The sequence below is a fragment of the Acinetobacter sp. YH12117 genome (assembly GCF_013418865.1).
GTDB classification, from domain to species: Bacteria; Pseudomonadota; Gammaproteobacteria; order Pseudomonadales; family Moraxellaceae; genus Acinetobacter; species Acinetobacter indicus.
Genome location: NZ_VPBF01000001.1, coordinates 1 through 26238 on the forward strand (window position 1 = coordinate 1; position 26238 = coordinate 26238).

22 protein-coding genes and 1 pseudogene are annotated in these 26238 nt (G+C 45.8%); 4 read left to right on the forward strand and 19 right to left on the reverse strand.

What is annotated here, in order from left to right; translation table 11 throughout:
- The 4 genes and pseudogenes from FTU55_RS00005 to hppD form a co-directional block, all read right to left on the reverse strand.
- Positions 1-580, reverse strand: a pseudogene (locus tag FTU55_RS00005) (IS4-like element ISAbe18 family transposase); the annotation flags it as partial.
- A gap of 134 nt (positions 581-714) precedes the next feature.
- A complete protein-coding gene (locus FTU55_RS00010; RefSeq protein ID WP_160241280.1) occupies positions 715-1935 on the reverse strand; it encodes an amino acid aminotransferase in 1221 nt (406 codons plus the stop codon).
- A gap of 14 nt (positions 1936-1949) precedes the next feature.
- Complete coding sequence (locus FTU55_RS00015; protein WP_005178192.1) at positions 1950-3332, reverse strand: amino acid permease; 1383 nt, start codon at positions 3330-3332, stop codon at positions 1950-1952.
- 151 nt (positions 3333-3483) lie between these two features.
- Positions 3484-4542, reverse strand: a complete 1059-nt coding sequence (gene hppD / locus FTU55_RS00020) for a 4-hydroxyphenylpyruvate dioxygenase (RefSeq protein WP_016658083.1) — start codon at positions 4540-4542, stop codon at positions 3484-3486.
- 874 nt (positions 4543-5416) lie between these two features.
- On the opposite strand from hppD, the gene FTU55_RS00025 reads away from it, so the two are divergent.
- Both FTU55_RS00025 and FTU55_RS00030 read left to right on the forward strand, forming a co-directional pair.
- Positions 5417-6472 (forward strand): 3-deoxy-7-phosphoheptulonate synthase, encoded by a 1056-nt coding sequence (locus tag FTU55_RS00025; RefSeq protein ID WP_180045739.1) that lies wholly within the window; start codon positions 5417-5419, stop codon positions 6470-6472.
- Between the two features lie 253 nt (positions 6473-6725).
- Positions 6726-7919, forward strand: a complete 1194-nt coding sequence (locus FTU55_RS00030; protein ID WP_045794791.1) for a PilT/PilU family type 4a pilus ATPase — start codon at positions 6726-6728, stop codon at positions 7917-7919.
- Between the two features lie 58 nt (positions 7920-7977).
- On the opposite strand, the gene FTU55_RS00035 is transcribed toward FTU55_RS00030, so the two are convergent.
- The 5 genes from FTU55_RS00035 to FTU55_RS00055 all read right to left on the reverse strand — a co-directional run bounded on the left by FTU55_RS00035 (position 7978) and on the right by FTU55_RS00055 (position 13294).
- Positions 7978-9159, reverse strand: a complete 1182-nt coding sequence (locus FTU55_RS00035; RefSeq protein ID WP_180045741.1) for an MFS transporter — start codon at positions 9157-9159, stop codon at positions 7978-7980.
- 255 nt (positions 9160-9414) lie between these two features.
- Positions 9415-9789, reverse strand: coding sequence for a glycine cleavage system protein GcvH (gene gcvH / locus FTU55_RS00040; RefSeq protein WP_005178176.1), 375 nt, complete (start codon positions 9787-9789; stop codon positions 9415-9417).
- A 68-nt stretch (positions 9790-9857) separates the two neighbouring features.
- Positions 9858-10886 carry an AraC family transcriptional regulator gene (locus FTU55_RS00045; RefSeq protein ID WP_180045743.1) on the reverse strand — a complete coding sequence of 343 codons (1029 nt, stop codon included), beginning with the start codon at positions 10884-10886 and terminating at the stop codon, positions 9858-9860.
- Positions 10887-10989: 103 nt separating this feature from the next.
- A complete protein-coding gene (locus FTU55_RS00050) occupies positions 10990-11439 on the reverse strand; it encodes a MaoC family dehydratase (RefSeq protein WP_168408186.1) in 450 nt (149 codons plus the stop codon).
- 1 nt (position 11440) lies between these two features.
- The gene (locus FTU55_RS00055; protein WP_005178171.1) at positions 11441-13294 is read right to left on the reverse strand and encodes an ABC transporter ATP-binding protein; all 1854 of its coding nucleotides are present in this window, start codon (positions 13292-13294) and stop codon (positions 11441-11443) included.
- Between the two features lie 29 nt (positions 13295-13323).
- Between FTU55_RS00055 and FTU55_RS00060 the strand changes: the two genes are divergently transcribed.
- Positions 13324-13488, forward strand: coding sequence for a hypothetical protein (locus FTU55_RS00060; RefSeq protein WP_155757083.1), 165 nt, complete (start codon positions 13324-13326; stop codon positions 13486-13488).
- 84 nt (positions 13489-13572) lie between these two features.
- Here FTU55_RS00060 and FTU55_RS00065 read toward each other — a convergent pair whose 3' ends face one another.
- The 8 genes from FTU55_RS00065 to plsB all read right to left on the reverse strand — a co-directional run bounded on the left by FTU55_RS00065 (position 13573) and on the right by plsB (position 23011).
- On the reverse strand, positions 13573-13935 hold the full coding sequence (locus FTU55_RS00065; RefSeq protein ID WP_075166578.1) for a NirD/YgiW/YdeI family stress tolerance protein: 363 nt from the start codon (positions 13933-13935) through the stop codon (positions 13573-13575).
- 204 nt (positions 13936-14139) lie between these two features.
- Positions 14140-15378 carry a mechanosensitive ion channel family protein gene (locus FTU55_RS00070; RefSeq protein WP_016658089.1) on the reverse strand — a complete coding sequence of 413 codons (1239 nt, stop codon included), beginning with the start codon at positions 15376-15378 and terminating at the stop codon, positions 14140-14142.
- A gap of 178 nt (positions 15379-15556) precedes the next feature.
- Positions 15557-16090 (reverse strand): DUF2058 domain-containing protein, encoded by a 534-nt coding sequence (locus tag FTU55_RS00075; RefSeq protein ID WP_005178168.1) that lies wholly within the window; start codon positions 16088-16090, stop codon positions 15557-15559.
- 15 nt (positions 16091-16105) lie between these two features.
- Positions 16106-16780, reverse strand: coding sequence for a YoaK family protein (locus FTU55_RS00080; protein ID WP_180045745.1), 675 nt, complete (start codon positions 16778-16780; stop codon positions 16106-16108).
- 35 nt (positions 16781-16815) lie between these two features.
- Positions 16816-18009, reverse strand: coding sequence for a serine/threonine transporter SstT (gene sstT / locus FTU55_RS00085; RefSeq protein ID WP_104470169.1), 1194 nt, complete (start codon positions 18007-18009; stop codon positions 16816-16818).
- A 229-nt stretch (positions 18010-18238) separates the two neighbouring features.
- Positions 18239-19963 carry a SulP family inorganic anion transporter gene (locus tag FTU55_RS00090; protein ID WP_180045747.1) on the reverse strand — a complete coding sequence of 575 codons (1725 nt, stop codon included), beginning with the start codon at positions 19961-19963 and terminating at the stop codon, positions 18239-18241.
- A 73-nt stretch (positions 19964-20036) separates the two neighbouring features.
- Entirely contained in the window at positions 20037-20354 is a 318-nt protein-coding gene (locus FTU55_RS00095; RefSeq protein ID WP_005178157.1) for a helix-turn-helix transcriptional regulator, read from the reverse strand.
- A 161-nt stretch (positions 20355-20515) separates the two neighbouring features.
- Positions 20516-23011: a glycerol-3-phosphate 1-O-acyltransferase PlsB gene (plsB, locus tag FTU55_RS00100; RefSeq protein WP_180045749.1), complete on the reverse strand. Its 2496-nt coding sequence runs from the start codon at positions 23009-23011 to the stop codon at positions 20516-20518.
- A gap of 298 nt (positions 23012-23309) precedes the next feature.
- On the opposite strand from plsB, the gene cysK reads away from it, so the two are divergent.
- Complete coding sequence (gene cysK, locus FTU55_RS00105; RefSeq protein ID WP_016658093.1) at positions 23310-24308, forward strand: cysteine synthase A; 999 nt, start codon at positions 23310-23312, stop codon at positions 24306-24308.
- 55 nt (positions 24309-24363) lie between these two features.
- On the opposite strand, the gene FTU55_RS00110 is transcribed toward cysK, so the two are convergent.
- Together FTU55_RS00110 and FTU55_RS00115 are read right to left on the reverse strand one after the other, a co-directional pair.
- On the reverse strand, positions 24364-25368 hold the full coding sequence (locus FTU55_RS00110) for an ABC transporter substrate-binding protein (RefSeq protein ID WP_180045751.1): 1005 nt from the start codon (positions 25366-25368) through the stop codon (positions 24364-24366).
- A 2-nt stretch (positions 25369-25370) separates the two neighbouring features.
- On the reverse strand, positions 25371-25958 hold the full coding sequence (locus FTU55_RS00115) for an ANTAR domain-containing response regulator (RefSeq protein WP_005178149.1): 588 nt from the start codon (positions 25956-25958) through the stop codon (positions 25371-25373).
- Positions 25959-26238: the final 280 nt, after the last annotated feature.

Genomic DNA, 26238 nt, shown 5'->3' on the forward strand with positions numbered 1-26238 from the left:
AGCCTTTATCAAAAACTACAATGCTGCCAGCAGGAAACTGGAATTTGCGGCCTTGTACCATGTCATTTTCTTTGCCATTTTCAACTGCAACAAACTCAGGAATATCATTGCTGTGATTCAATCCTATGCTGAGTTTCATGCTGGCTTTTGAGTCGTGAACTTTGGCCCATTCACATAAGGAAAGCGACAGGTCAATATGACTGGCATCCAAGGAATACAAGGGATTCTTAAAGCGAAATTTATGAGCTACTTTTGAGTGTTCATAGTATTTAAGCAACTTGTAAAATAGCTGTTGATACAAGGCAGCAGGCTGCTGCTCATTGATTCGTGCCAGCGTGCTTCGGGGAATAGACTTTGCTCCGAGATGACTCAGCTTTTCCTGTTGGCACTCCAAATTGGATTGAATATCTCTCAGACTTTGCCTACAAGAGAATTGAGACATCAATATGGCAATAAACTGATCCCACCGGGAAGCCGCTCTAAATTTCTGTCCAACATGGTGTACTTTAGCAAGTTGTTCAAAATCCTGTCGCACAACAGGTTTAATTAGCTCATGAAATACGGTATTCTGATGTGACAAAACCTGAATCCTGGTCGTTAAAGTGTTTGTTTACACTCATATTTTAACTGTTAGGACTCAGGTTTTTTTATTTAAAGCAAACTATGGGACAGCAGTGGCACATGGCCCGTTTTTATTTGCGAGGGAACAGAGGTTTAAGCAGTGAGAGCAGTATCACTATGCTGTAATACCTGTGCCATGGCATGTGCCACTGCATCGACATTGTTCTGGTTTAGTCCTGCCACACACATCCGGCCACTACGCACCAGATAAATACCAAACTCCTGCTTGAGCTGATCGACTTGGGCTGCACTCAAGCCAGTATAGCTGAACATGCCGCGCTGCCGGGTCAGATAGTCAAAAGATTGCCCCGGTAAGGCAAGTTCGAGCTGCTGTTTTAAACGCTCACGCATCTGTTGAATGCGCTCACGCATTTCGGTCAGTTCGTCCTGCCAGCTTTGGTACAGCGTCGGCGTGTGTAACACATGCTGAATCAGCATCGCGCCGGTAGTCGGCGGGCTGGAATAAATCCGGCGTACAGTGGCTTTCAGCTGGCCTAACACGCTTTGGGCGGTGGTGGCATCATCACAGACCGCACTTAAGCTGCCAACCCGTTCGCCATATAAAGAGAAAATTTTGGAAAATGAATGGCTGACCAGAAAATTCAGGCCGGCCCTGTCCATCGCCCGGATGGCATAAGCATCTGCGTGAAAATCTTCGGCGAAGCCCTGATAGGCCATATCCAAGAGCGGAATCAGCTGCTTCTGCGCCAGTAGCTCAATCAGCTGATCCCACTGCGCTGGCAACAAGTCGGCACCGGTCGGGTTATGACAGCAGGGATGTAGCAGAACAATACTTTGTGCCGGCAGTTGTTGCAGGCAATCCAGCATGGCAGCAAAGTCCACCTGACCGTTATGCGGATCAAAATACGGATATTCATGACAGCGAATGCCGGCGCCCTGGAAAATCGCAATATGGTTATCCCAGGTCGGGCGGCTGACCCATAATTCAGAGGCCGGGAAATAGCGTTTTAAGAAATCTGCCGCCACTTTTAGTGCGCCCGAACCGCCCAGCGTTTGTAAGGTCACTACACGGCCGGCCTGACAGGCCGGACTATCTTCGCCAAAAATTAGTGCTTGGACGGCGCTGTTATAAGCCGGCATACCTTGCATTGGCAGGTACAGTTTGACCTTCTGCTGCTCGGCATTTAGGTCCTGATAAGCCTGCTGGATGGCACGCAACTGCGGAACCTGCTGGGCCTCGTTATAATACAGCCCGATACTGAGATTAACTTTATGCGGACGCGGATCATGCTGGAATTCTTCCATCAGGGACAGAATCGGATCGCCGGCATAGGTATCGACATGTTGAAACATACAATCTTCCTGAATTAATAGCTTTTGGCTTTGATGAGCGCAGGATCGCGCGCCAGTTTTTTCTGTTTAAGGTAATAGGCCAGTGATAACAGGCCAATCCATACCGGCAGCAGACCGACTGCAATACGCATCGATGGGGTCTGGCTCATAATCACCAAGATACCGAGCATAAAGGCAATACACAGGTAATTGGTAAACGGATAGGCAATACTTGGGAACAGGGTTTGCTGTTGCTGCGCCAGCATCTGACGTTTAAATTTCAGATGGGTATAGGAAATCACCACCCAGTTAATCACAATGGCTGCCACCACCAGCATCATCAACAGGCTGAATGCTGTTTCGGGGAACAGGTAATTCAGCAGCACACAGAGCAGGGTGAAAAAGGCCGAAACCATCACCGCATTCACAGGAATGCCGCGTGAATTGATTTTGCTTAAAAACTTCGGCGCATTGCCTTGTTCCGCCAGGCCTAAAAGCATACGGCTGGTACAGTAGTTGGTGCTGTTATAGACCGACACCGCCGCAGTCAAGATCACGAAATTCAGCACGGTAGCAACGCCTTGACTGCCTAAAGAATCAAACATCATCACAAACGGGCTGCCGCCTTGTGCCATCTGGTTCCATGGATATAAGGCCAGAATAATCAGCAGGGTTAAAATGTAGAATAATAAAACCCGGTATACGATCTGATTGACCGCTTTCGGTAAGGTCTTTTTCGGGTTGTCAGTTTCTGCTGCGGCAATACCGACCAGCTCAATACCGCCAAAGGCAAACATGATCATGGCCATTGCCATCACCAGGCCCATCACACCATTGGGGAAAAAGCCGCCAAGTTCCCATAAATTGCTTAAATGCGCCTGCGGACCGCCGTTACCGGACGCCAGCAGATAGCTACCAAACGCAATCATGGCCACAATCGCCAGCACTTTAATAATCGCCAGCCAGAATTCCATTTCGCCAAACAGTTTGACATGCAGCAGGTTAATCACATTAATAAAAATAAAGAAGCCCAGTGCTGAGACCCAGGTCGGAATCTCCGGCCACCAGTAATGGATATACAGGCCAATGGCACTCAGTTCGGCCATACACACCAGCACATTAAGTACCCAGTAATTCCAGCCCGACATAAAGCCGGCAAACTTGCCCCAGTATTTATAGGCAAAATGACTAAAAGAACCGCTGACCGGTTCTTCGACAATCATTTCACCCAGTTGACGCATCATTAAAAATGCAATCAGGCCGGCAATGGCATAACCCAGAATGACCGACGGGCCAGCCAGTTTAATGGTCTGGGAGATGCCGAGGAATAATCCGGTGCCAATTGAGCCACCGAGGGCAATGAGCTGAATATGCCGGTTGCTCAAACCCTTATGTAGTTTGCCATCATGTTGTTGCATCTTTTATCATCCATGTAAAATCGACATCACTGTGTTGTTATTGTTTTGGCGCAGGTGATGTGATTGCTGAAATTTAAACATGCGTCGCCCCTGACACATGCCAAATCGCATGTGCAAGAGCGGCGTTGTCGGGATTTAGAACACCTGAAAATCAGGCAGAGACGTCAAGCACGCCACGTTTAATCTGGTCACGCTCAATCGATTCGAACAGGGCTTTGAAGTTTCCTTCGCCAAAGCCATCATCTGCTTTACGTTGAATAAATTCGAAGAACACCGGGCCAATCATATTTTCCGAGAAAATCTGTAGCAGCAGGCGTTTTTCACCATCTTTGGTATTGCCATCCAGCAAAATGCCACGCTGTTGCAGCTCTGCAGTCGGTTCGCCATGTTCCGGTAAACGTTCTGCCAGCATTTCATAATAGGTTGCCGGCGGTGGAGTCATAAACTTGGCGCCTAAGGCCTTGAGCTTGTCCCAGGTCGCTAGCAGGTCATCGGTTGAGAAGGCAATATGCTGAATGCCTTCGCCGTTAAATTCCGACAGGAACTCGGCAATTTGTCCGTTACCTTTGTCCGAGTCTTCATTCAGTGGAATACGGATTTTGCCATCTGGTGCAGTCAGCGCTTTTGAGGTCAGGCCGGTGTATTCACCTTTAATATCAAAGTAGCGGATTTCCTGAAAATTAAAGATTTTTTCATAGAAATTGGCCCAGTACTGCATCCGGCCTTTGTAGACATTATGGGTTAAATGGTCAATTTCTTTTAAACCGGTACCCACCGGGCGCGGATCAACGCCTTCAAAGAACTCGAAATCCTGCTGATAGATATCGCAGTCGACCAGAAAGATCGGTGAGCCACCAATGCCTTTAATCGCCGGAATATTCAGTTCCATAGGACCAATCACGTTTTTGATTGGTTCGGCACCGAGTTCGAGCGCTTTCTGATAGGCACGGGTTGCATTTTTGGTCTTAAAGCCCATGGCACAGGCCGATGGACCATGTTCATTAAAGAAATACGATGCATAGGATTCTGGCTGATAGTTCAGAATGATATTGATGTCGCCCTGACGCCATAAGTAGACATTTTTGGATTTGTGCTTAGCCACTTGGGTAAAACCGAGCGTTTGAAAAACTGAATCCAGAGCGCCATTTTCCGAGACAAACTCAATAAATTCAAATCCGCATAGCTCTAAAGGGTTAGCTAAGTTGTGCATGTTCCATCCTCATGTATGGTGAGCAATCCAATTGCTTCACTTGTTGTTTTTGCAGGAATTTCCTGAAATCAGGGAGTTCCAGATGAAAATATCTTAGCAAGAGTTAATCTTTGTTCAATACGTAATATGATTACGTATTTCGTAATTTACAAATCAAATCAGGCTTAATGATAAATTAAAGTAATGATATTTATAAAATATTGTTTTATGTTTTATTGGTGAATAGGAAGAAATATAATTGTAACTTTTTGTAAGAAATGGTGGGTGGGCTATGATTTTTAATGAATTAGTTAATGATTTTAAAAGGTTTTTAATGGTGGTGTTTTGACTGTAAATATCCAATAGAAGGTAATTTTAATGCGGATAATTTTTTATCCAAAAGTAATTTGAGTCTTTCGACGTGATTTAACCCGGAAGATAGGAGATCAATTGGAGGAAAGCTGTGTTTTGCTAAATGTGAAAGGAAATCCGGAAGAATGCTAAAAAACATCCAGAAAACTATTGTCAAAGCTGGAAATAGCGCGTATTTTATTTTTCAGACACATACTTTTTTGAAGAAATAAAGATGTTAAAGCAACCTGTAATCTCAAACGCATACTATTACTTCTGGCAGTTTAGATAATTGCCTGAACGCGTTCGGGCAAAATAAGGTTGCCCACCAGTTGATACCTGATCGGCAACCCTGATCAGGTTTTTTTATATCTTGAATTTAATCAATCTTTTGGAGATTCTCATGCGTACATTTAACTATTCATACTTTAGCAACTTTTATTGGTTTTACTTTAGTCAAGCTATGACCAACCTGACCTGTATTAGACCCATATCGCTCAAATAAAAGTTCGGACTGTCAAACCACAGTCCAAAGGAAGAATCAATGAACGCTTTAAATACTGCATTACAACAATCTTCAGCCAAAGAAACAATTTTAAGCTTACCTTATCAGCTCAAGGCGCAATTGCCGCTTTCTGGCGCGTTGGTACAGCAAATTGCCGAGCAGCGTCAAACCATTCAGAATATTCTTAACGGTACCGATTCACGTTTGCTGGTGATTACCGGCCCATGCTCCATCCATGATCCTGCGGCAGCACTGGAATACGCACAAAAATTACAACAACTGCAAAGCCAGGTGGCAGACCAGATTTTCCTGGTAATGCGTGCCTATATTGAAAAACCGCGCACCACGGTTGGCTGGAAAGGCTTCTTATACGATCCAGAATTAAACGGTTCATCCAATATGCAATTGGGACTGGAAACGTCACGTGAACTGTACTTGCAAATTATTGAAATGGGGCTGCCTATTGCCTCGGAAATTCTAAGCCCGATGGCAACGGCCTACTTTGACGATTTACTGGCCTGGGGTGCGATTGGCGCGCGTACCAGTGAATCTCAGATTCACCGTGAAATTTCTAGCCACATGCCGTACAGCATTGGCTTCAAAAATGGTACCGATGGTTCGGTACAAATTGCTTTAGACGCAATTCAATCGGCTTCACATCCGCATCAGTTCTTAGGCATGAGCCAGCAAGGTTTACCGTGTATTTTAGAATCACAGGGCAACCCGAAAGCACATCTGATTTTACGTGGCGCCAATATTGGCCCGAACTACCAGCTGGCTGAAATTGAAAAAATCAAAGCCAAAGTCAAAGGCGAGATGCCAGCGCTGGTGATTGATTGCAGTCATGGCAACAGCAGTAAAAATCCGTTATTACAACCAGAGGTGTTAAAAACCATTGTGGCAGAGCGTGCACAGACTCAGGTTCGCGGTGTCATGCTGGAAAGTCATCTGGTCGATGGACAACAGAAAATCTCGGATCAGATGACCTATGGCCAGTCCGTGACCGATGGCTGTTTAGGCTGGAACAAGACTGAACAGTTATTGTTTCAGGTCGCACAAGAACTGGTCTTACGACCGTTAAAACGTAGTGCTTAAACTGCAATTGTATTGAATGAATAGCCCCTGAACCTCAGGGGCTTATTTTTTATCAGCACCTTAAAATTAAAATAGAAAAGTTTGATGAAATTGGCAGATTATCTTGAATTTTTTGAATAAGTTGAAATTTTTATTGATTGTGAAATCAGGATGATTGATGCAATATCGACAACATGCTCAGCGCTGCCAATCGGTTGAATACCGGCGCGTTGGGGCCAAAAATGATGACAGAACAGATAGTGAATAATTGATGATGTACAGTGCAGAATTACTCGAAGATGCGCGTAAGTTTATGTTTCATATGCTCAGCAAAGTGGTTGAGTTTGGGGGATCAGATTTATTTATTACCGCGGATTTTCCACCGAGCATTAAACATCAGGGCATGATGAAAGCGCTGGGACAACAGGCGTTGACTGCAGAAAAAACCAAGCTGTTTGCCTACAGCCTCATGAATGAAAAACAGCGTAGCGAGTTTGAAACTGATCTGGAATGCAACTTTGCCATTAGTGTGCCGGAGGTATCGCGTTTTCGGGTCAATGTGTTTCAACAGCAGCTGCATGTCGGGATGGTAATTCGAACCATTAGCGCGGAAATTCCAAACTTTAGTCAGCTGAAACTGCCGGAATCACTGAAGCATATTATTATGGAAAAGCGTGGTCTGGTGCTGGTGGTGGGGGGAACCGGTTCAGGTAAATCGACCTCTTTGGCGGCGATGATTGATCATCGTAATGAAAATTCAGCCGGGCATATTATTACCGTGGAAGACCCGGTGGAATATGTGCACAAGCATAAAAAGTCGATGATTACCCATCGCGAAGTCGGGGTCGACAGCCATTCCTGGCACAATGCGCTGAAAAATACCTTACGTCAGGCACCGGATGTAATTTTAATTGGCGAGATCCGCGACACCGAAACCATGGAACACGCAATTGCCTTTGCCGAAACCGGGCATTTATGTTTGGGCACTTTACATGCCAATAACGCCAACCAGACGCTGGACCGGATTATCAACTTTTTCCCGGAAGAACGCCGTAACCAGCTGCTGATGGATCTGTCGTCCAATATGAAGGCCATTATTTCCCAGCGTCTGGTGCGTACCGAAGATGGCAAAGGGCGCCGTGCGGCAGTCGAGATTATGCTGAATACGCCGCTGATTTCTGAACTGATTTTAAAAGGCCAGTTCCATGAGTTAAAGTCGATTATGGGCAAATCGCGTGAACTGGGCATGCAGACGTTTGATCAGGCTCTATTTGATTTGTATAACGAAGGCGCGATTTCCTATGAAGAAGCAATTCGTAATGCCGATTCGATGAATGAATTGCGCTTACAGATTAAATTGAAAAGTAACCGGCCAAGCGAAGCTTCGGCAGCTATGAGCTTTAGCATGCTGGAAGAGCCAAAACCGGAAGATGAAGATACGGAATCTGCTCCTCAACAGAGTGCTTAAGCTGCAATTTATCTAGCATCACTTAAAAAATAAAACGCCCAATTTGGGCGTTTTTTATTTAGGCCGTGGCTGGGTGATTAACCACAAACTTATAAAAGACCAGACTCGACAACACCACTCCAGCACAGACCAGATAGGTGATGCTATAGCCTTGCCAGCTAATCAGTAAGCCGACCAGCAGCGAACCGAGGGCAATCCCAATATCGTAGCAGGTGAAGAAAGTTGAGGTGGCATGGCCAATCCGCGATTTAGGCGCACGCTGAATCGCCAAGGTTTGTAAACATGGTTGCAAGGTGCCGAATCCCATCCCAATAAAGATCGCAGAGACCATAAAACTGACCACACCCTGCATCTGGCTGAGCAATGCCAGACCTGCGGCAAACATTAAGATTGAAGAATAAATCACATAGCGCGGACCATAACGGTCATAAATTTTCCCGGTAATTGGGCGCAGGCTCATCATGGAAATGGCGAACACAATAAAGAACATACTGGCATAACTGAGCAGGTCTTTTTCTTCGGCATAGGTAGAAATAAAAGACATGATACTGGCATAGGAAAAGGCCACCAGCATCGCCATCACTGAAACCGTTAAGGCTTTTTTTTCCATAAAGTCATGCAGCGACAGCTTACGGCGAACAGTTTCAGCAGTCGCATTTTTTTCTGGCTCACGTAGCGGAATCATAAAACAGAAGGCAAAGCCCAGGCTGATAATCACCGCCAATACAGTCGCGATAATGCTATAGGACCAGGTCTGGATTAAGGAAATACCCAGCAAAGGTCCGAGGACAATCCCTAAATTCACCGACATGACAAAATAGCCCATGCCTTCGCCTTTACGTTGCTCCGGAATAAAGTCATTGGCAATTGGCACAGTAACGGTGGTTAAAATACTGAACCAGATACCATGAATAAAACGGATGATCAGCAGCAGGGTCAGGTTGTCAGCAAAAATATAGGCAAAAGACAGCAGGCAGAACATGCTTTCGGACAGGAACAAGGTCTTTTTACGGCCCAGCTTTTCAATAATCAACCCGCTAAATGGCCGAACCAGAATAGAAGATACCATAAACAGGGTCATGGCCAGACCGGCCTGTGCCAGTGAACCGTTCAGCTCATTCAGGATATAAATTGGCAAAATGGTGGTCTGGGCAAAATAGAAAATAAACAGAAACAGGTTATTGGAAAAACACAGAAGAAAAGGTTTGTTCCATAAAGGCTGTGACGCGGTGTTTGACATATTAAACCTTTGTGCTGGGATCAATAGGGCGTTTGTTGTTGTGCTGATCTGCCGCTATTGATATATGGGAGAGACAAGGCCTATCTTAAATTATTTTATGGTAAAAATATAGTATTGCTATAATTTATGTAAATTTTAATGTTATTTAATAAATTTAATTAATAAAATTATCTTATTGTGATAATTATATTAATTTAATAGGGTTTTGAGCTAAAAAAATCAGCCCGTAGGCTGATCTTCTTGCAAGATTATTTTTTATAAACCGGCTTCATATTCGCTGCTTGAAAGCAGTTTTTCGACATCGGCCAGGTTGTCTGGCTTGATTTTATAAATCCAGCCTTTGCCATACGGCTCATCATTCACAAAATCCGGGTCATCTTCCAGCGCCGGGTTAATTTCAACCACTGTGCCGGATACTGGTGCGTGAATGTCAGACGCAGTTTTCACAGATTCCACCACGCCGGCCTGTTCACCCGCGGTCACTTGCTGGCCCACTTCAGGTGCTTCGACATAGACCAGATCACCCAGTGCATCTTGAGCATGATCAGAAATACCTGTAACAACAAGATCACCTTCAATGCGTACCCATTCGTGTGTACGTGCATATTTCAGTTCTGAAGGGTGATTCATGATGACTCCTTAACTATTTAAATCATTTTTGGCATGTTTATACATGCTTTTGCAGAAAAACAAAAGTTTTATAAATACGGATCTTTACGCCAGTTGCTTGGACTGCGGCCACTCCAGCGCTTAAAGGCGCGGCTAAAATTGGCGACATCGCTATAGCCCAGTTCATCGGCAATCTGTTCCAGGGTGTAATCGGTACGTGACAGCAGCGAGGTGGCATGCCGGTAACGGACTTCATCAACCAGGGTAGAAAAAGAGGTACCTTCGGCTGCCAGCTGGCGTTTCAGGGTGCGATCTGACATATGCAGCTGGTCGGCGACATGCTCGATACTTAAATAATGCTGTTCGGAATTGGTCAGAATATCGCGCACGCGCATCGACAGGCGGCGCCGTTCGCCCAAGGCAGAAAGTTCGGCTTCGCACTGGTTAATGGAAATCTGGCTGGCAATCGGATCGGCATGAATCATTTTCAGCCCCAAATACTGCTTGTCAAAACTTAAGATCAGATAGGGCTGGTCAAAACGGAAACTATGATTCGGGAATTTGGCTGCATATTTTTCAAAGCCCAGCGGTTCCGGGAAATCAAAATCGACTTCACCAGAAAGATGCTCCATGCCGGTAATGGCTTTGGCCATGGTGATCATGCCAATAATCAGTGCAATCGCAATTTCGGTTCTGAGCGGTTCCAGATCAATTTCACCTTGCAGCTGCAGGGTGGCTTTTTCACCAAAGGTAGAGAAAAACAGCTGTAAAAAGGGCATCCGCAGCTGAATAAAGCGGTTGGCCAGCATTAAAGCATCACTAATATCATTGGCAGTCATAATCGCATAGCCGATAAAGCCATGAATCGAGATGCGCATTTGCGTGCCTAAATGATAGCCCAGCGTCGATTCACCGGTGAGATACAGCGCATGTTTGACCATGTCATTGGCCATGCTGGTCGGAATCCGAAAGTCAGGATCGGCCAGTTGTTCAGTGGTCAGATGGAAGGGAGCAAAAAAGGTTTCAGCGTTATATCCCCAACGGGAAACAACATCCAGAATAAGTAAGCCATAAACACCAGGAACACCCTGATCCTGACGCGGTAAAAGTGTTTTCATGCACGGTCCATTGCACTAATGAGTATTATTTTTTAAATTTGCTTGCCTATATTGGCATGAAAAAAACCGGAAAACTAGAAAAATTGTTTGACAAAATGACTGCTTAGGCCACCTGTGCATGCCGCCGGAACACCACAATTTTGGTGGTCGAAATCAGTAAAACTTCACCATGCTGGTTTAAGGCCTGTGTCACATAACTGACCAGACCACGGTCCAGCTTGGTTTTGGATGGACTGATGGCGGTAATTTCAACATCAACATGAATCAGGTCACCCGGACGGGTCGGACGCGGCCAGCGCAGACTGGATTCTGAACCAATCAGGCCATGTGCCACCGGAAAACATTCGGTCCATAAACGCATGGTTACCGCGGCAGTATGCCAGCCACTGGCGGCAATGCCTTGAAATACCGGATGCTGCGCGGCTTGCTGCACATCGGTATGGAAAATTTGTGGGTCATACAGGTGGGCAAACTGCTGAATTTCTTCTAAAGTCATTTCGTAGTCACGACTGACAAAGTGATCACCCACCTTCAAATCTTCCAGATACAACATATCAGGTTCCTTGTTTTTGCTTTAATTGTTGTTGCTCAATCAGAAAGCCACCAGTTTGGCGTTGCCACAGCTGAGCGTAAATTCCGTTCAGTGCCACCAGTTCATCATGCGTGCCTTGTTCGGCAATCTGACCCTGATCCAGCACAATCAGGCGATCCATCTGCGCAATGGTCGATAAACGGTGAGCAATCGCAATAACGGTTTTACCTTGCATCAGTTCATCCAGACTGGACTGAATTGCGGCTTCAACTTCAGAATCCAGCGCACTGGTGGCTTCATCCAGAATTAAAATGGGCGCATCTTTTAAGAATACCCGGGCAATCGCAATCCGCTGACGTTGTCCGCCCGACAGTTTCACGCCGCGTTCACCCACATAGGCTTCATAACCGCGTTTGCCACGTAAATCGGTCAGCTGCGGAATAAATTCTTCAGCCTTGGCTTTGGCCACTGCAGCATACATCTCTTCATCGCTGGCATCAGGGCGACCATATTTAATATTTTCAGCTACGGTACGATGCAGCAGCGACGTGTCCTGAGTCACCAGCGCGATATTTTTACGCAGGCTGTCCTGGGTGACATCGACAATATCCTGACCATCAATCAGAATCCGGCCCTGATTAATCTGATAAAAATGCAGTAACAGCTGGATGAGGGTTGATTTCCCGGCACCGGAACGTCCGACAATCCCGATTTTTTCACCCGGGCGGATGGTCAGGTTAAACTGCTCAATCACATTTTTGTCGTTATAGGCAAAGCTGACATTTTCAAATTTGATTTCACCTTGCGCGACATTTAAGGTTTTGGCATCCGGTTTATCTTCAATTGTGATCGGTCGGCCGAGGGTTTTCATCCCGTCTTGAATGGTACCGACATTTTCAAACAGCGCCGAGGTTTGCCACATCATAAATTCAGCAATGCTGTTCAGCTTGAGAATCATGGCGGTGGTGGCGGCAATAATGCCGAGTTCTGCCTGGCCATTCATCCATAACCACAGCGCCGTACCCAGCACACCGACATACAGCACAACCGTCAGCAGGTTAATGCTGATTTCATACTGTGCGCCCAAACGCATCTGCTTATAGACCGTGACCATAAATTCCTGCATGGATTCTTTGGCATACTGGCTTTCGCGGCCGGCATGGGCAAACAGTTTCACGGTCTGGATGTTGGTATAGGCATCGGTCACGCGGCCGGTCATGACGGCGCGGGCATCAGCCTGGCTATTGGAGATTCTGCTTAAACGTGGAATAAAATAACTGGCTGCGGCAATAAACAGGCCCAGCCATACCAGCAACGGGATAATCAGCATAGGTGAAATGGCGCCTAACACCACGCTGATGGTAATAAAGTAAATCACCACATAGGCCAGCATATCGCCCAGAATAATCCAGAATTCTCGTACCGCCAGCGCTGTTTGCATGACTTTGGCCGATAGCCGCCCGGCAAAATCATTATGGAAAAAATCCAGACTTTGACGCAGCAGTAAGTTGTGAAAACGCCAGCGCAGGCGCATCGGGAAATTACTATATAAAATCTGATGTTTGATAATGGATTGCAAACTAGCAAAGAAAATATTGGCCAGCAGGATAAAAGTCAGAATAGTCAGATTGGTTTGATGTTCGGCCAGAAAGGTATCTGGCTGACTTTGACTGAGCCAGTTCACCAGCTCGCCAATTTTGGCATAGAGCAGGGCTTCAAAACTTGCCGCACCTGCGGTACACAGCACCAATAGCAATAAGTACGGACGAACACCGCGCGCGGCCTGCCAGACAAAAGGAAAAAAACGGGTAGGTAGTGGTTTATTTAAACCTTTGGTGGGGTATGGATTAACCAGGCTCTCGAACCACTTAAACATACACAATGTCCTTTTGAGCAAGCAGATTGATGATCATCATTGGTATCGGCCATGCGGCTTGTACAGACGAAGAGCATGTTCTATTCAATGCGCTACTGATCACGATTACCGCTTGCGAGATAAACAACAGATTTATTGCCAAGAATACCCAGTTTAAAAGAAAAGTAAAACTTTTCAGGGCGGTGCTGCTTTAAAATCAGGCAGATAAATAAGGCTTTGCAGTTGAAAGAAACCTCATATTTTTTGCGAGCTTCGATCAGAAAATATCTGCCTGAAACTTACAGAATTTCAATCTCGACTACATCAATATCGGTTGGTTTATAACGGTGTGTATCCACTTCACCGACCACCCGGACTTTTTTACCCGGATTCAGCAATTGCGCCGGTGTCGCCAGATCATGATCAATTTCGACATGGATGATGCCGGTCTGATCCTGAAGCTGGTACATTTCATCTTTAATATGTTTATGAATAGTGCCATACACCGTAACTGGTGTTTCATCTGCGGCTTTCAGTGCCTGCGCAGTGGTCATAATATTTTTTGCTGCTTGCGCAATAATTTTCTGGTCATCATCCGCAAAGGCAGGAGCTGAAAGTGCAAGCAGAACACTGGCGAAGATTAACGGCATTTTAATTTTCATGCAGGATGTACCTCTTTCTTTTATAAGCTTAATTTCAGTATACGTAAAAACAGCGTGCTGCAATGCTGTGTCATTGTAAACATCAGCGGGCAGTGTTTAGGTAAGAAAGAACAGGGAAATGAGTCTGATACATTCGAAAGGGAAGATGAAAAAGAAAACCCACCAAGCGGTGGGTTCTCATGTGTTTAGTTTCAGTCTAAAAACTTAAGATGCTTTAAACGACTCTTTAAAATCGGTTCCAGATGGCGCCTGATACACTTGTAAACCAAACTCCGGAATAATTGCCAGTAAATGATCCATAATATCTGACTGGATATTTTCATACTCTTTCCAGACCGTGGTATTGGTAAAGGCATAAATCTCCAGTGGTAAGCCTTCGCTGGTCGGTTGCAGCTGACGCACCATCAGGGACTGGTTTTTACTAATGCCCGGATGCTGCTGAAGATAAAACTCAACATAAGCACGGAACGTTCCCAGATTGGTCAGACGACGATGATTGTACTGGGCATGGTTGTTCAGTTGCTGGTTAAATTTCTCCAGTTCTTCCGCTTTGGTATTTAAATACTGATCCAGCAAAATAAACTCTTTCAGCTTGGCCTGTTCTTCAGCGCTCATGAAATGCACGCTGCTCTGATCAATATGAATCGAGCGTTTAATCCGGCGTGCACCGGCTTCCTGCATACCGCGCCAGTTTTTAAAGGTGTCGGTAATTAATTTATTGGTCGGAATGGTGGTAATGGTCTTGTCAAAGTTCTGTACTGTGACGGTATGTAATGACATATCAATGACATCACCATCGGCATTTAAAGATGGCATTTCAATCCAGTCCCCTAAACGCACCATGTCATAAGAGGCAATCTGTACCGAAGCCACCAGCGATAAAATCGTATTCTGGAACACCAGCATCAGCACCGCAGCCATGGCACCAAAACCGGCCAGCAAGGTGAATACATCTTTTTTCAGGAAAGTGCCCAGAATCATCAGACCGCAGACAATAAAGATAATCAGCTTGACCAGCTGCAAATAGCCCTTGATTGGTTTATTGCGTGACTTGGGATTGCGCTGGTAAATCAGGTTAAAGATATTCAGCAATTCGCCAATGGCCAGGGCAATGGTCAGGAAGATAAAGGCCTGCGCACCCATCTGTACAAAGGTGATGGCTTTATCGGACAAATGCGGAACGGTGGTAATCCCGTTCATGATTACAATCGCCGGCACAATATTGGCAATACGGCGGATGACGCTGTGTTCGGCAATAATTTCGTTGTGGGCAAAAGGAAGTTTGGAAATAAGCTTGCGAATGCCGCGTACCACCACCTGCTTGGCAATAAAATTGGCAATAATCGCCAATAAAATCACAATACTGAGAGATGACAGCATTTCTAGCCATGGGTATTGATCTATCCAGTCTTGCAGATTCTGGATGACGTCAAACTGTTCCAAGTGATCCTCGCTTAATTCATTTTAAAAATGTGATAGAGTTTAAAGGTTTATGTTTAAATTTATAACCTCTAATAAAATTTTTATACATATCCTGTGCATCTGCTTACGTTTAATCGGCTCTGAATCACATGAAACGGCCCATAAAAAAACCGGCCCAAGCCGGTTTTCTTTGTAGTGCTTACCACATCAGGTCATCAGGAATGACATAAGCAGCATACGGATCTTCTTCATCGGTGGTATCCGCGTTGCTTTGTGAATTATTCACCAGAATAAAGCCTTCCATTTTCTGGTTAATACGCTCTGCCAACGCTTTTGGCAAGAAGGCATAACCGTCATTTTCCTTGGCAATCACCAGACTGCCGGCCACCAGTGCATTATAAATCTGCTGGTTGATGTAGACTTTTTTGATGGTGCCATCAATAAACTGGTACACGCTGTCGCCATCGGTGTCGCGGATTTTATGCTGGTTGATCATTTGCATAATGGCGGCTTTTAGCTCTTTTTCCTGCAAGGCGGCTTTTTTCTCTTGTTCCAGCGCCTGATCACGGGCCATTTTCTGCTGTTTGTCCTGCTCGATTTTGGCTTTTACTTCAGCATCTTTACTCACACCTGTGCGCTGCTCATGTACCGCCTGTTTAGACAGTTTTTTAGCCTTTTTATTATCGACTAAACCTGCTTTGAGTAACTGTGCCTGTAATGCATTTTTGACCATGAGAAAATGTCCGAACTATTTCTGAAAATGTCGATAACGAAAATAAATTACCCAGTACACCAGACTTAAGCTAAAACTTAAAGCCACCGGCACCAGGAAAGAGTTTAATTGTAATAAAGGATAAACCGCTGTCGCAACCAGACCGCCAATAAAGAAGCCAATTAAAATCAGCAGGTGCAGAATCACCCGGCGTTTACCAACATGCAGGCCACGTATGCGATAGCCCAAGGCCAGACCTAAATCGGTCAGTACACCCGATAAATGCGTGGTCCGGATGATGGTGCCTTTGTAATAGCTGATCATGGCGTTTTGAACGCCCATCGCGACACAGGCCCAGAGCAATGCATAACGCGGGAAGTACGGCAGTAAAATCCAGCACAGCAGAATAAAAATAGCCACTAAACTCAGCGGCAGCCCATAACGGCGTCCGAGGAGAAAGTGGCTATTTCCCAGGATGAGTCCACTATAAAATGAACCAATCACATAACAAACAACGACCAGAAACAGATAAATTACCTGTGACCATTGCCAGTCTAAAAGTGCCATTGCCAGCATGCTGACATTACCGGTCATGTGGGAAACAGATTGGTGCAATACAGTCACCAGTCCTAGAACATTAATAATTCCTGCATTCACAGAAAGAAAAAATGCACCCAGCTGAACCCAGAGCGGTAATTTTTGAAATGGCATAATTCATTGATTAATCAACAGACGTAGTGCATATATTAACGCAAACTACGATCAACTGCGGCAGTAAATAATACATCGGTAGATGAGTTTAGTGCAGTTTCAGTTGAATCCTGCAACACGCTAATCACCATACCAATGGCCACCACTTGCATGGCGATGTCCGATGAAATTCCGAACAGGCCACATGCTACCGGAATCAGCAGCAATGAACCGCCGGCCACACCTGATGAACCACAAGCCGAAACTGTTGCGACCACGGATAAAATCAGCATGGTGCTAAAGTCAACCTGAATGCCTAAAGTATTTACCGCCGCCAGTGACAGCACAGTAATGGTTACAGAAGCACCAGCCATGTTAATCGCAGCACCCAATGGAATGGCGACACTGGCAGTTGATTCCTGTACCCCTAAACGCTTGGCCAAATCCAGGTTCACCGGAATGTTAGCGGCAGAGCTGCGGGTAAAGAAGGCGGTAATACCACTTTCACGTAAACATTTGAATACCAGTGGATACGGATTTGAACGGGTGACAAAGCCCACCATCATCGGGTTAATCACCAGTGCCACAAAAATCATGGTACCAATCAGCACAGTTAATAATTGCGCATAGCTAACCAGCGTACTCATACCAGATTCGGCAAAAGTCACCGCCACTAGACCGAAAATACCAAACGGCGCAAAGTTAATGACCAGACGGATCACTTTATTCACAGCATCTGCAGCATCGGTCAGGAAGGCTTTGGTATTGTCTGTTGCATGACGGAAGGCCACACCTAAAGCCACAGCCCAGGCCAGAATACCAATAAAGTTGGCTTCACTAATTGCTGTTACCGGGTTAGCCACAAAACTTAATAGCAGATTCTTTAAAATCTCAGCCAGACTGCCCGGTGGTTGCATGTCGGTATTGGCCGGAATATCCAGGAACAGCGTGCTTGGGAACAGGCTGCTGGCAATTACTGCAGCCAGGGCAGCCAGGAACATACCTGCGGCATACATCAGCATAATCGGGCGGATATGCGCACTATGGCCAACCTTGAAATTGGCAATAGAGGATAACACCAGGACAAACACCAGAATCGGTGCCACGGATTTAAGCGCTTTAATGAATAAATCGCCGAGCAGGCTTAAGTAGGGCGCAAATTGTGGAAAAGCCACCGCAACTATCACACCTAAAATGATAGCGATCAGAATTCGAGTGACTAAGCTCAAGCGCAGAAATGCTGAGAACATAGGAAGGCCTTGTCTGAATTACGGACAATATAGGGGAAAATTAGCGATGTATTTTATACCGAAAATTTAAATAGCTTACAAAAAAATTCATATAAAAATCAAATGGCTGTTTTTAAATAGAATATTCGAAAAATTAAGCTATGCAAAAGTCATGATTTTTTCATGTTTTTATGCTTATGCCTGCTTTTTAGGGCGAATAATTGCCTGAAAAGCAGACAGGATCGGCATCTTAGGTGATGTCCGGACTCAGCTCGCGAATGGCCTGATAATGGGTCAGGAAAATTTTACCGCTTAAATGATTCAGTAATTTAGAGCGTTGCAGTTTGTCCATGACGGGGCCTTTAACTTCGGAAAAATGCAGCTGGATATTCAGTTTTCTCAGTTCATTGTCCAGATCTTCCAGCATTTCCAGCGCACTTAAATCAATGGCACTAATACTGGAACCGTTAATTACCACATGCTCCAGTTCCGGTTTCTGGCTGACTGCATTAATCAGGAAACCTTTTAAGGTATTGGAGTTTAAAAAGGTCAGGTCTTCATCAATCCGGATCGACAGCACTTTGGCCGAGGTGATGACCTGATGACGCTGGATATTACGGAAATGCTGGGTGCCTTCGACCAGTCCAATTTCGGCAATATGCGGCCGGCTAATACGCCACAGCAGCAGAATAAAGGTTGAAACAATCCCGATAATCAGCCCGGTAGAAATATCAATAAATAACACGCCGAAGAAGGTAATCCACATCGCCAGACCATCAGCCTTGGAATAACGCCAAGTGTCGATAAACGGTTTTAGCTCGACCAGTTTCCAGATTGACACAATAATGGTTGCCGCCAGTACAGTCAGTGGCAGATCACGGAAAAAGCCGGTGAAATACAGGCTGACCAGCACAATAAATAAAGATGACAGCACGCCAGCCATGGAGGTTTTGGCACCGGCATCAGCATTGACCACGGTACGTGATAGGCTGCCGGTCACCGGAAAGGCTGAACTGAGGCCGGCCCCAATATTGGCTGCACCCAGGGCAATGAGTTCCTGATTGCTATTCAGCTGGCTACGCTGCTGCAAGGCGGTGGCTTGGGCAATGGATAATGACTCCACAAAGCTGATCATGGCAATCATCGCGGCGCCGGGTAACAGTTGCAGTACCAGCTCCAGATTCCAGAATGGCATCGACAGCGCCGGGAACCCAGATGGAATTTCACCGACGGTTTTAATGCCCACCTGTTGCAGATTGAAAAAATAGACCAGGGCAATGGAGACCACCACCAGTACCAGCGGTAAAGATTTAATGATAAATCCGTTGGCCCCGAGGCGCTGTTTGACTGCTTCCAGATTAAAAAACTTCGGCATGAAGACCAAAAACAGAATGGATGCGATACCAAAGATCAGGCTTTCCCAATGCATCAGGCCGATATATTCAAAGACACTCAGCACAAATTCTGGAATATTGTTGGCTTGTAACGGCACATTAAACAGAAACTTTAACTGGCCCAGTGCAATCAGCAGTGCCGAAGCAATAATAAAGCTTTTAATAACCGGATGGCTGATCAGCTGGATCAGGAAGCCAAAGCGCAGCATACCGAGCAATAGGGAAATGACCCCAACCATCAGCGCCAGCAGACAGGCGGCTTGAATATACACCGGAGAGCCGACTTCAAATAAGGGATTTAAAGTGGCAAAGGTCATCATGGAGATGATGGCCACCGGGCCAATCGAAAGCGTAGGACTGCTGCCGAAAAAGGCATAGATGATCATCGGCAGTACACTGGCATACAGTCCCATCACCGGTGGAAGACCAGCCAGCATGGCATAAGCCATACCTTGCGGCACCAGCATCGCAATGACAATTAGCGAGGCCAGTAGGTCAGATTTCAGGGTCACGGTATTATAATGTTTTAACCATTGCCAGGCGGGTAAACGATCGAGCAGGCGTGACTTAAAATCTGACATATAAAAATCTAAATCATAAATTTAGATATATTATGCATAAAAAATGCTAAGAAATCTGCCTATGCAAAATTTATTAAAGTGGGGTAGCCGGGCAATACAGTCGATAGAGCGTGCTGAGAACTTCAACCAGTTTCGGATCTTTAATGGTGTAATAAATCTGTTTACCGTCTCGGCGGGTGTTCACCACATCACTTTTACGCAACATCATCAGCTGTTGCGACAGGGTCGGCTGGCGAATTTGAGTAATTTCCTCAATTTGCGATACATTCAACTCTTGTTGGGAAAGATGGCAAAGAATCAATAGACGGTCGGTATTGGCAAGCGATTTTAAAATCGTTACGACAGTTTCAGCAGAATCACGCATTACGTCTATTTCAAGACCATCACTCATAGTTAATTTCTCTAAAACACGTTGCTGCTAGTATAGAGCGAGTCGGGGCAAAGCGCTGAATAAAAGCGCCAAAACCCCATTGTTTTTTGTGAATAAATATATCAAATTAACTGATAAGATCGTGTGATTAGTATCACAATAATATCTGAGAATCTGATACTTTATTTTTTACTATACTCTTTAAACTGTTTGATTTCTTTCTCAGAGAACAGCAGCTTATCTGCAATCTGCTGTTGCAGCTCAGGGGCATACCAGCCCAGATAATCTGATATTTCTGTATCAAATTGTGGTTTCAGTTGTAACTGCTGACCTTGCATCTCCAGCAGTCCAAGCTGTTGTAAACTGCCCATAAAGCTCTTTAACGTGGCACTGTCGAAGTAATAACCGCTGTTTAAATTGCCTGACTCTGCCAGCCGTTTAAATACGGTTTTGGCCATTTTTTCCAGCGCTTTTAAATCTAACTGATACGGCTCGGCATATTCCTGCAATAATTGGCTAATCAACACAAAGTTGTTCAGGCTGCTGCGTGCCAGCGTTGCCAGACTGTGCATTGGATGTGTTGCTTGGAGTTCAAGTAGCTGAATGTTCTCCGACACGTCAATCCAGCCCAGTTGCTGCATGCTGCTGAGAATACGGTCAATCTGCGCAGGAAGTTCTGTGGCCGACCATTTTAAAAACAGCTCCGATTTCAAGAATGGATATAAGCGGCTGACGTGCTGCTTAAGCTGCGCTGTGGTGATCGCCGGCATATCCTGCACGAGCAGGGCAATCAGTGCCGGTAAGCTTAAGCAGTGCAGAATATTATTGCTAAAGTAGCTGAGTAAAATACGCTGACTCTCGGCCACACGAATCCAGGTCTGGTTATCCTGCTGATAATGCTCAACCTGTTTCAGTTTCAGCGCATATTCAATAATTTCCGGTGCCGACAGCTGGGTGATAATCATGCGATCATCATAATGCGTCGCTTTAAGCAGCTCACGATACTGTTCAATCTGGCGCAGTAAATCATCCTGGCTTAAGGCATGTTGCGGTGCATTCAGCAAGATGGTGGAAATCAGCGAAATCGGGTTAATGACCACCGCTTTATTGATATTTTCCAGAATCTCCCGTGCTGCCTGATCAACCGTGTTGATGACTGGACGTGGCAATTCATCATGAATTGAAAGCTGAATCTGATCGGCCTGATTCTGTTGCAGAATATTGTCCAGGAACACCGGTTCGCCGAAGTTGACATAGACCTGGCCAAATACTTTTTCAATTTTCCGCGCCGAGTTCAAAATGCCCCATAACGATTCAGCTTCTTTGGGCTTGCCATTCAGCTCATTTAAATAAGAGGTACCTTCCATTAGCTTTTCATAGCCAAAATAGGTCGGAATAAAGGCAATCGGTTTGGTGGCACCGCGTAAATGGCTTTGCACCGTCATCGACAGCATGCCTTTTTTCGGTGGCAGCAATAAGCCGGTACGGGAACGGCCACCTTCAATAAAATATTCCAGCGGGGTATTGCGTGACAGCAGGCTGTGCAGATATTCCTTAAATACCGATGTATATAGTGCATTACCGCTAAAGGTACGGCGAATAAAATAGGCACCGCCACCACGTAAAATTTGCCCAACCACCGGTAAATTCAGGTTAATGCCGGCAGCAATATGCGGCACCATCAGGCCACGGTTAAAAATCACATAGGACAGCAGCAGATAGTCAATATGACTGCGATGACACGGCGTATAGACAATTTCATAGTCTTTGGCCAGTTCACGCACGGTATCGAAATGATGCACTTCAATCCCGTCATAGAGCTGGGTCCAGAGTTTGGTCAGTGCCAGCTCGGCAAAGCGTAAAGTCGAATAGGAAAAGTCCGATACAATTTCGGTCAGATAGCTTTTGGCACGGTTTTCTGCCTCAAACATGCTGACTTTTTTATCAATACTTTCTTTACGAATCGCCTGTTGCACCGCCTCGGTTTTCATCAGTTTATTGATCAGGTTGCGGCGGTCGGACAGGTCAGGGCCTAAAATGGCTTCTTTATATTGGTTAAAGTTCTGGTCCAGGGTTTGCACCACAAAATGCGCCGGAGAAAAGTTCGGGCGTTCGGTCTGCGCGGTTTCCAGCAAAGCTCTTAACGATACCGGCTTGTGAAACTCAATATAGTTTTCACGGCCATATAAGGAAATATTCAGGGTTTGTTTCAGCTTGTTCGGTTTGGCCCAGGCATCGGCAAACAGGGCTTTAAACCAGGAATCTTCATATTCCGGCGCACGCCCCCAGAGCACAGTTACCGGCACTAGCTGCACATCCTGATCCGGATGCTGCTGCAAGGCCTCAATTAGACGAATCAGTCGGGCTGAATAATGATAGCTGTCATGCGGATGATCCTGCTCATTCAGTGCCAGCATCGAGTTATCTTCATTGTACTGGCCTAAAATCAGCGGTGAAAATACCGAAGGCAGACCACGTGCTTGCGCTTCTTTATCAATCAGTACGGTATTACTTAAAGAAGCGTCTTGCAGTACATAGCAGATACGGGTATGTAGCTGATTCTGCGCCAGATTCTGTTCCAGTTCGCTGGTGCTGCCCAGGACTTGCGGGGTCACAATCTTATCTAGAATTTTTTGCGTCAGGTTACGATAAATTCGGCTGTAACTCTTGTTAGACATTGCATTCCCTAAATATTTTCATGGGCCGGATGGGCTGTTTTTACAGTAGAACCTGAGGCCGGTGGGCTGACACGGTCGTCAGTCAAGATCAAAATTGAACTAAGTTTACAGCGATTTATAGGCTGGACTGAATAGATTTCATGGGGTGATCACCTAATTTAACGAAAAACTGGCCGTATTTGTGTGAAACTTATTCAGTTTTTATTGTAACCAATCTTAGAGAAATCGAATTTTAAAATTTAAAGAAGCCTGTATGATAGAAGGTGAGGTAAATGAAAAAAGACTTAAGGAAAACATGATGACAACAGATACAGCTTTTACCGCCCCGGACAATTTGGGGATTGCGGTTTATGCCAACAATGCCGAAGCCATTGGCAATACGCCACTGGTGCGCATTAATCGTGTCATTGGCGGGGGAGCCAATGTATTTGCCAAAGTGGAAAGCCGTAATCCGGCATTTTCCGTCAAGTGCCGGATTGGTGCGGCAATGGTGGCCGATGCAGAACAGCGTGGCGCGCTTAAAGCTGGCATGCATATTGTTGAGCCAACCAGCGGCAACACCGGTATTGCGCTGGCTTTTGTAGCAGCAGCCAAAGGTTATCCGATTACTTTAACCATGCCGGCCAGCATGAGTATTGAACGCCGTAAAGTATTAAAAGCGCTGGGCGCCAATCTGGTATTGACCGAACCAGCCAAAGGCATGAAAGGCGCGATTGAAGAAGCCGAGCGTTTGGTGGCGGAGCAACCGGATGTCTATTTTATGCCGCAGCAGTTTGAAAACCCGGCCAACCCGGACATTCATGAAAAAACCACCGGGGTAGAAATCTGGCAAGCCACAGGCGGTCAGGTCGATATTCTGGTTGCCGGCGTGGGCACGGGCGGTACGCTTACCGGTATTTCGCGTTATTTCGAAAAAGTGCAGAACCAGCCGTTGTATTCGGTGGCGGTTGAGCCGGCAGAATCAGCCATTATTGGTCAGGCCAAACGTGGTGAAGCGATTAGCCCGGCACCACACAAAATTCAGGGTATTGGCGCCAACTTTATTCCTAAAAACCTCGATTTAGACCTGGTTGATGAAGTCATTGCCATTCCAAGCCAGGAAGCAATTGATTTTGCGCGTAAGACGGCAACCCAGGAAGGCATTCTGGTTGGAATTTCCAGTGGTGCTGCGATGGCGGCTGCGGCACAGCTGGCTGCACGTCCAGAAAATGCCGGTAAAAATATTGTGGTGATTTTGCCAGATGGTGGCGAGCGCTATTTATCTTCAGTGCTGTTTGAAGATATTTCTGCCGACTAAGTCTGTCGACTGTAAAAATAGCTAAAAAAGCCCGCCATCGTTGCGGGCTTTTTGATTAGACGTGACTTGATGGTAGCGGATAAATACAGCGTTGACTGACCGCAGCACTTTCCACCTCGAGCACATCCAGCGCGTCCCATTTCAACATCTGCTCGGTAAGCCAGATAAAATCCTGCGCTTGCGGCTGGGCTGACGATTCATCCACCAAACTGCGAATAATATTCTGAATAAAATAATAGCGTTCGACATGGACCTGTGCGGAGCAAGGAAACTGGATGATGCCGGCCTCATTTAGCATTTGCCAGACCGCTTGTACATCTTCCAGCTGTTGCAATTCGGCTTGCGCGCGCTGAATGGCAGAGGTCATGGCATTTAAGGTATTCGGATGCTGGGCGGCCCATTCTGCGGTTACCGCCAGTACTTTATCGGCCACTTGCGGAATAACCTGCTGACCCGAGAGCAGGATTTTAGAATAGCCTTGTAATTCGGCCTGGGTATTCCAGGGTTCGCCGACGCAAAAGCCATCAATCTGCTGCTGGGAAATCGCTTCGACCATATACGGTGGTGGCAGCGTAATGAGCTGAATATTTTTCGCCAGGATCGGGTCGGCCAAGGCCAGCCATTCTCTTAAACAGTAATGATGAATCGAGGTGTGAAACACATGCGCCAGTTGTATCGGGCGTTGCTGATGGGCATTTATCAGTTTTGTGGCGATGTGTGCGGCATCATCTTCCGACTGGATGCCCAGTTCAAAACACAGCGATTGACTCAGGCTGATGTAAGCCTGATTGGTGCTTAGCACCAGCGGCGTTTGCAGCGGAATCCCCAGTTGGTCGGTGCCGAGCGCCGCCGCCGGTAACATGGCCGACAGGCAATGCGCGGCATCCATAAAACCAAAGGCCAGCCGGTCTCTTAAACTGGCCCAGGACGGTTCTTTTAGCAGTTCGACATTGAGGCCGGCATCGGCAAAAAAGCCACGCTGTTTGGCCCATAAAATGGCGACGCAGTCGAGCAAAGGAATATAGCCAATCTGAAGTTCGGTTTTTTCTAAGTTATGCATGGCTAATCCTTAAATTGGTTTTGCAGGAGTTGCTGGGCATCGAGCAGGCGCCGTGCCATTTCACCAATGGTCATCCGGTGGCTCATGGCATTTTTGCGTAGCAGGCCAAAGGCATCTTCTTCGCTTAAGGCATGCATCTGCATCAGCAAGACCTTGGCTTTTTCGACATCTTTACGGTCGGCCAGTTTGCCTTTGGTTTCTTCCAGATCGTGCAGCAGCTTTTTGTGTTTTTTAAACTGCTCGATGGAAATTTCCAGAATGCTGTCCAGCTTGGCCGGATCAATCCCATCGACAATATAGGCAGTAACACCGGCATCAATGGCATTTTTGATGGTGTCTTTGTGGCTGTTTTTGGTGAACAGCACGGTCGGTAAATCAAACTGGCTGACGCAGCTTTCAATAATGTCCCGATGCGGATGGTCCATATCCAGCAGAATTACATCGGCATGCAATTGCTGTAAATGGAACATATTGGAATGATTGATAATTAAACAGGCAACCACCTCAAATTCATGCTGAATCAAGGAGGCTTTGATGAACTCTGCGCGCTCGAGATCATCATCAATTAACGCGATTTTCAGTTTTGGCATGCAACTCTCAATAGAGTCTGTACAACGAGTGCTTTTAATAATGCAAAGATGGTGCCAAACCCAAATTTATTGAAATAAAACCTTTAAAATCAAGAATTAAATCTGAACTTAACAGGAAGATGCACTTGCATGAAACAAAACGCACCAAGATAAGGCAGGGGACTTCAAAAAATAAAACAGGAGGCTGCCAGAACCGTAAAATTGGGATGCCACTCGCATCTGAATACCTTCACCCAGAATAGATAACCCTCAAAACCCAATAAAAAACAGCAAGCTACTG

Bases quoted from the DNA above. Each gene is read 5' to 3' on its own strand.
- FTU55_RS00010 (WP_160241280.1), bottom strand. From the start codon at position 1,935: ATGTTTCAACATGTCGATACCTATGCCGGCGATCCGATTCTGTCCCTG.
- FTU55_RS00015 (WP_005178192.1), bottom strand. From the start codon at position 3,332: ATGCAACAACATGATGGCAAACTACATAAGGGTTTGAGCAACCGGCAT.
- hppD (WP_016658083.1), bottom strand. From the start codon at position 4,542: ATGCACAACTTAGCTAACCCTTTAGAGCTATGCGGATTTGAATTTATT.
- FTU55_RS00025 (WP_180045739.1), top strand. From the start codon at position 5,417: ATGAACGCTTTAAATACTGCATTACAACAATCTTCAGCCAAAGAAACA.
- FTU55_RS00030 (WP_045794791.1), top strand. From the start codon at position 6,726: ATGTACAGTGCAGAATTACTCGAAGATGCGCGTAAGTTTATGTTTCAT.
- FTU55_RS00035 (WP_180045741.1), bottom strand. From the start codon at position 9,159: ATGTCAAACACCGCGTCACAGCCTTTATGGAACAAACCTTTTCTTCTG.
- gcvH (WP_005178176.1), bottom strand. From the start codon at position 9,789: ATGAATCACCCTTCAGAACTGAAATATGCACGTACACACGAATGGGTA.
- FTU55_RS00045 (WP_180045743.1), bottom strand. From the start codon at position 10,886: ATGAAAACACTTTTACCGCGTCAGGATCAGGGTGTTCCTGGTGTTTAT.
- FTU55_RS00050 (WP_168408186.1), bottom strand. From the start codon at position 11,439: ATGTTGTATCTGGAAGATTTGAAGGTGGGTGATCACTTTGTCAGTCGT.
- FTU55_RS00055 (WP_005178171.1), bottom strand. From the start codon at position 13,294: ATGTTTAAGTGGTTCGAGAGCCTGGTTAATCCATACCCCACCAAAGGT.
- FTU55_RS00060 (WP_155757083.1), top strand. From the start codon at position 13,324: ATGATCATCATTGGTATCGGCCATGCGGCTTGTACAGACGAAGAGCAT.
- FTU55_RS00065 (WP_075166578.1), bottom strand. From the start codon at position 13,935: ATGAAAATTAAAATGCCGTTAATCTTCGCCAGTGTTCTGCTTGCACTT.
- FTU55_RS00075 (WP_005178168.1), bottom strand. From the start codon at position 16,090: ATGGTCAAAAATGCATTACAGGCACAGTTACTCAAAGCAGGTTTAGTC.
- FTU55_RS00080 (WP_180045745.1), bottom strand. From the start codon at position 16,780: ATGCCATTTCAAAAATTACCGCTCTGGGTTCAGCTGGGTGCATTTTTT.
- sstT (WP_104470169.1), bottom strand. From the start codon at position 18,009: ATGTTCTCAGCATTTCTGCGCTTGAGCTTAGTCACTCGAATTCTGATC.
- FTU55_RS00090 (WP_180045747.1), bottom strand. From the start codon at position 19,963: ATGTCAGATTTTAAGTCACGCCTGCTCGATCGTTTACCCGCCTGGCAA.
- FTU55_RS00095 (WP_005178157.1), bottom strand. From the start codon at position 20,354: ATGAGTGATGGTCTTGAAATAGACGTAATGCGTGATTCTGCTGAAACT.
- plsB (WP_180045749.1), bottom strand. From the start codon at position 23,011: ATGTCTAACAAGAGTTACAGCCGAATTTATCGTAACCTGACGCAAAAA.
- cysK (WP_016658093.1), top strand. From the start codon at position 23,310: ATGACAACAGATACAGCTTTTACCGCCCCGGACAATTTGGGGATTGCG.
- FTU55_RS00110 (WP_180045751.1), bottom strand. From the start codon at position 25,368: ATGCATAACTTAGAAAAAACCGAACTTCAGATTGGCTATATTCCTTTG.
- FTU55_RS00115 (WP_005178149.1), bottom strand. From the start codon at position 25,958: ATGCCAAAACTGAAAATCGCGTTAATTGATGATGATCTCGAGCGCGCA.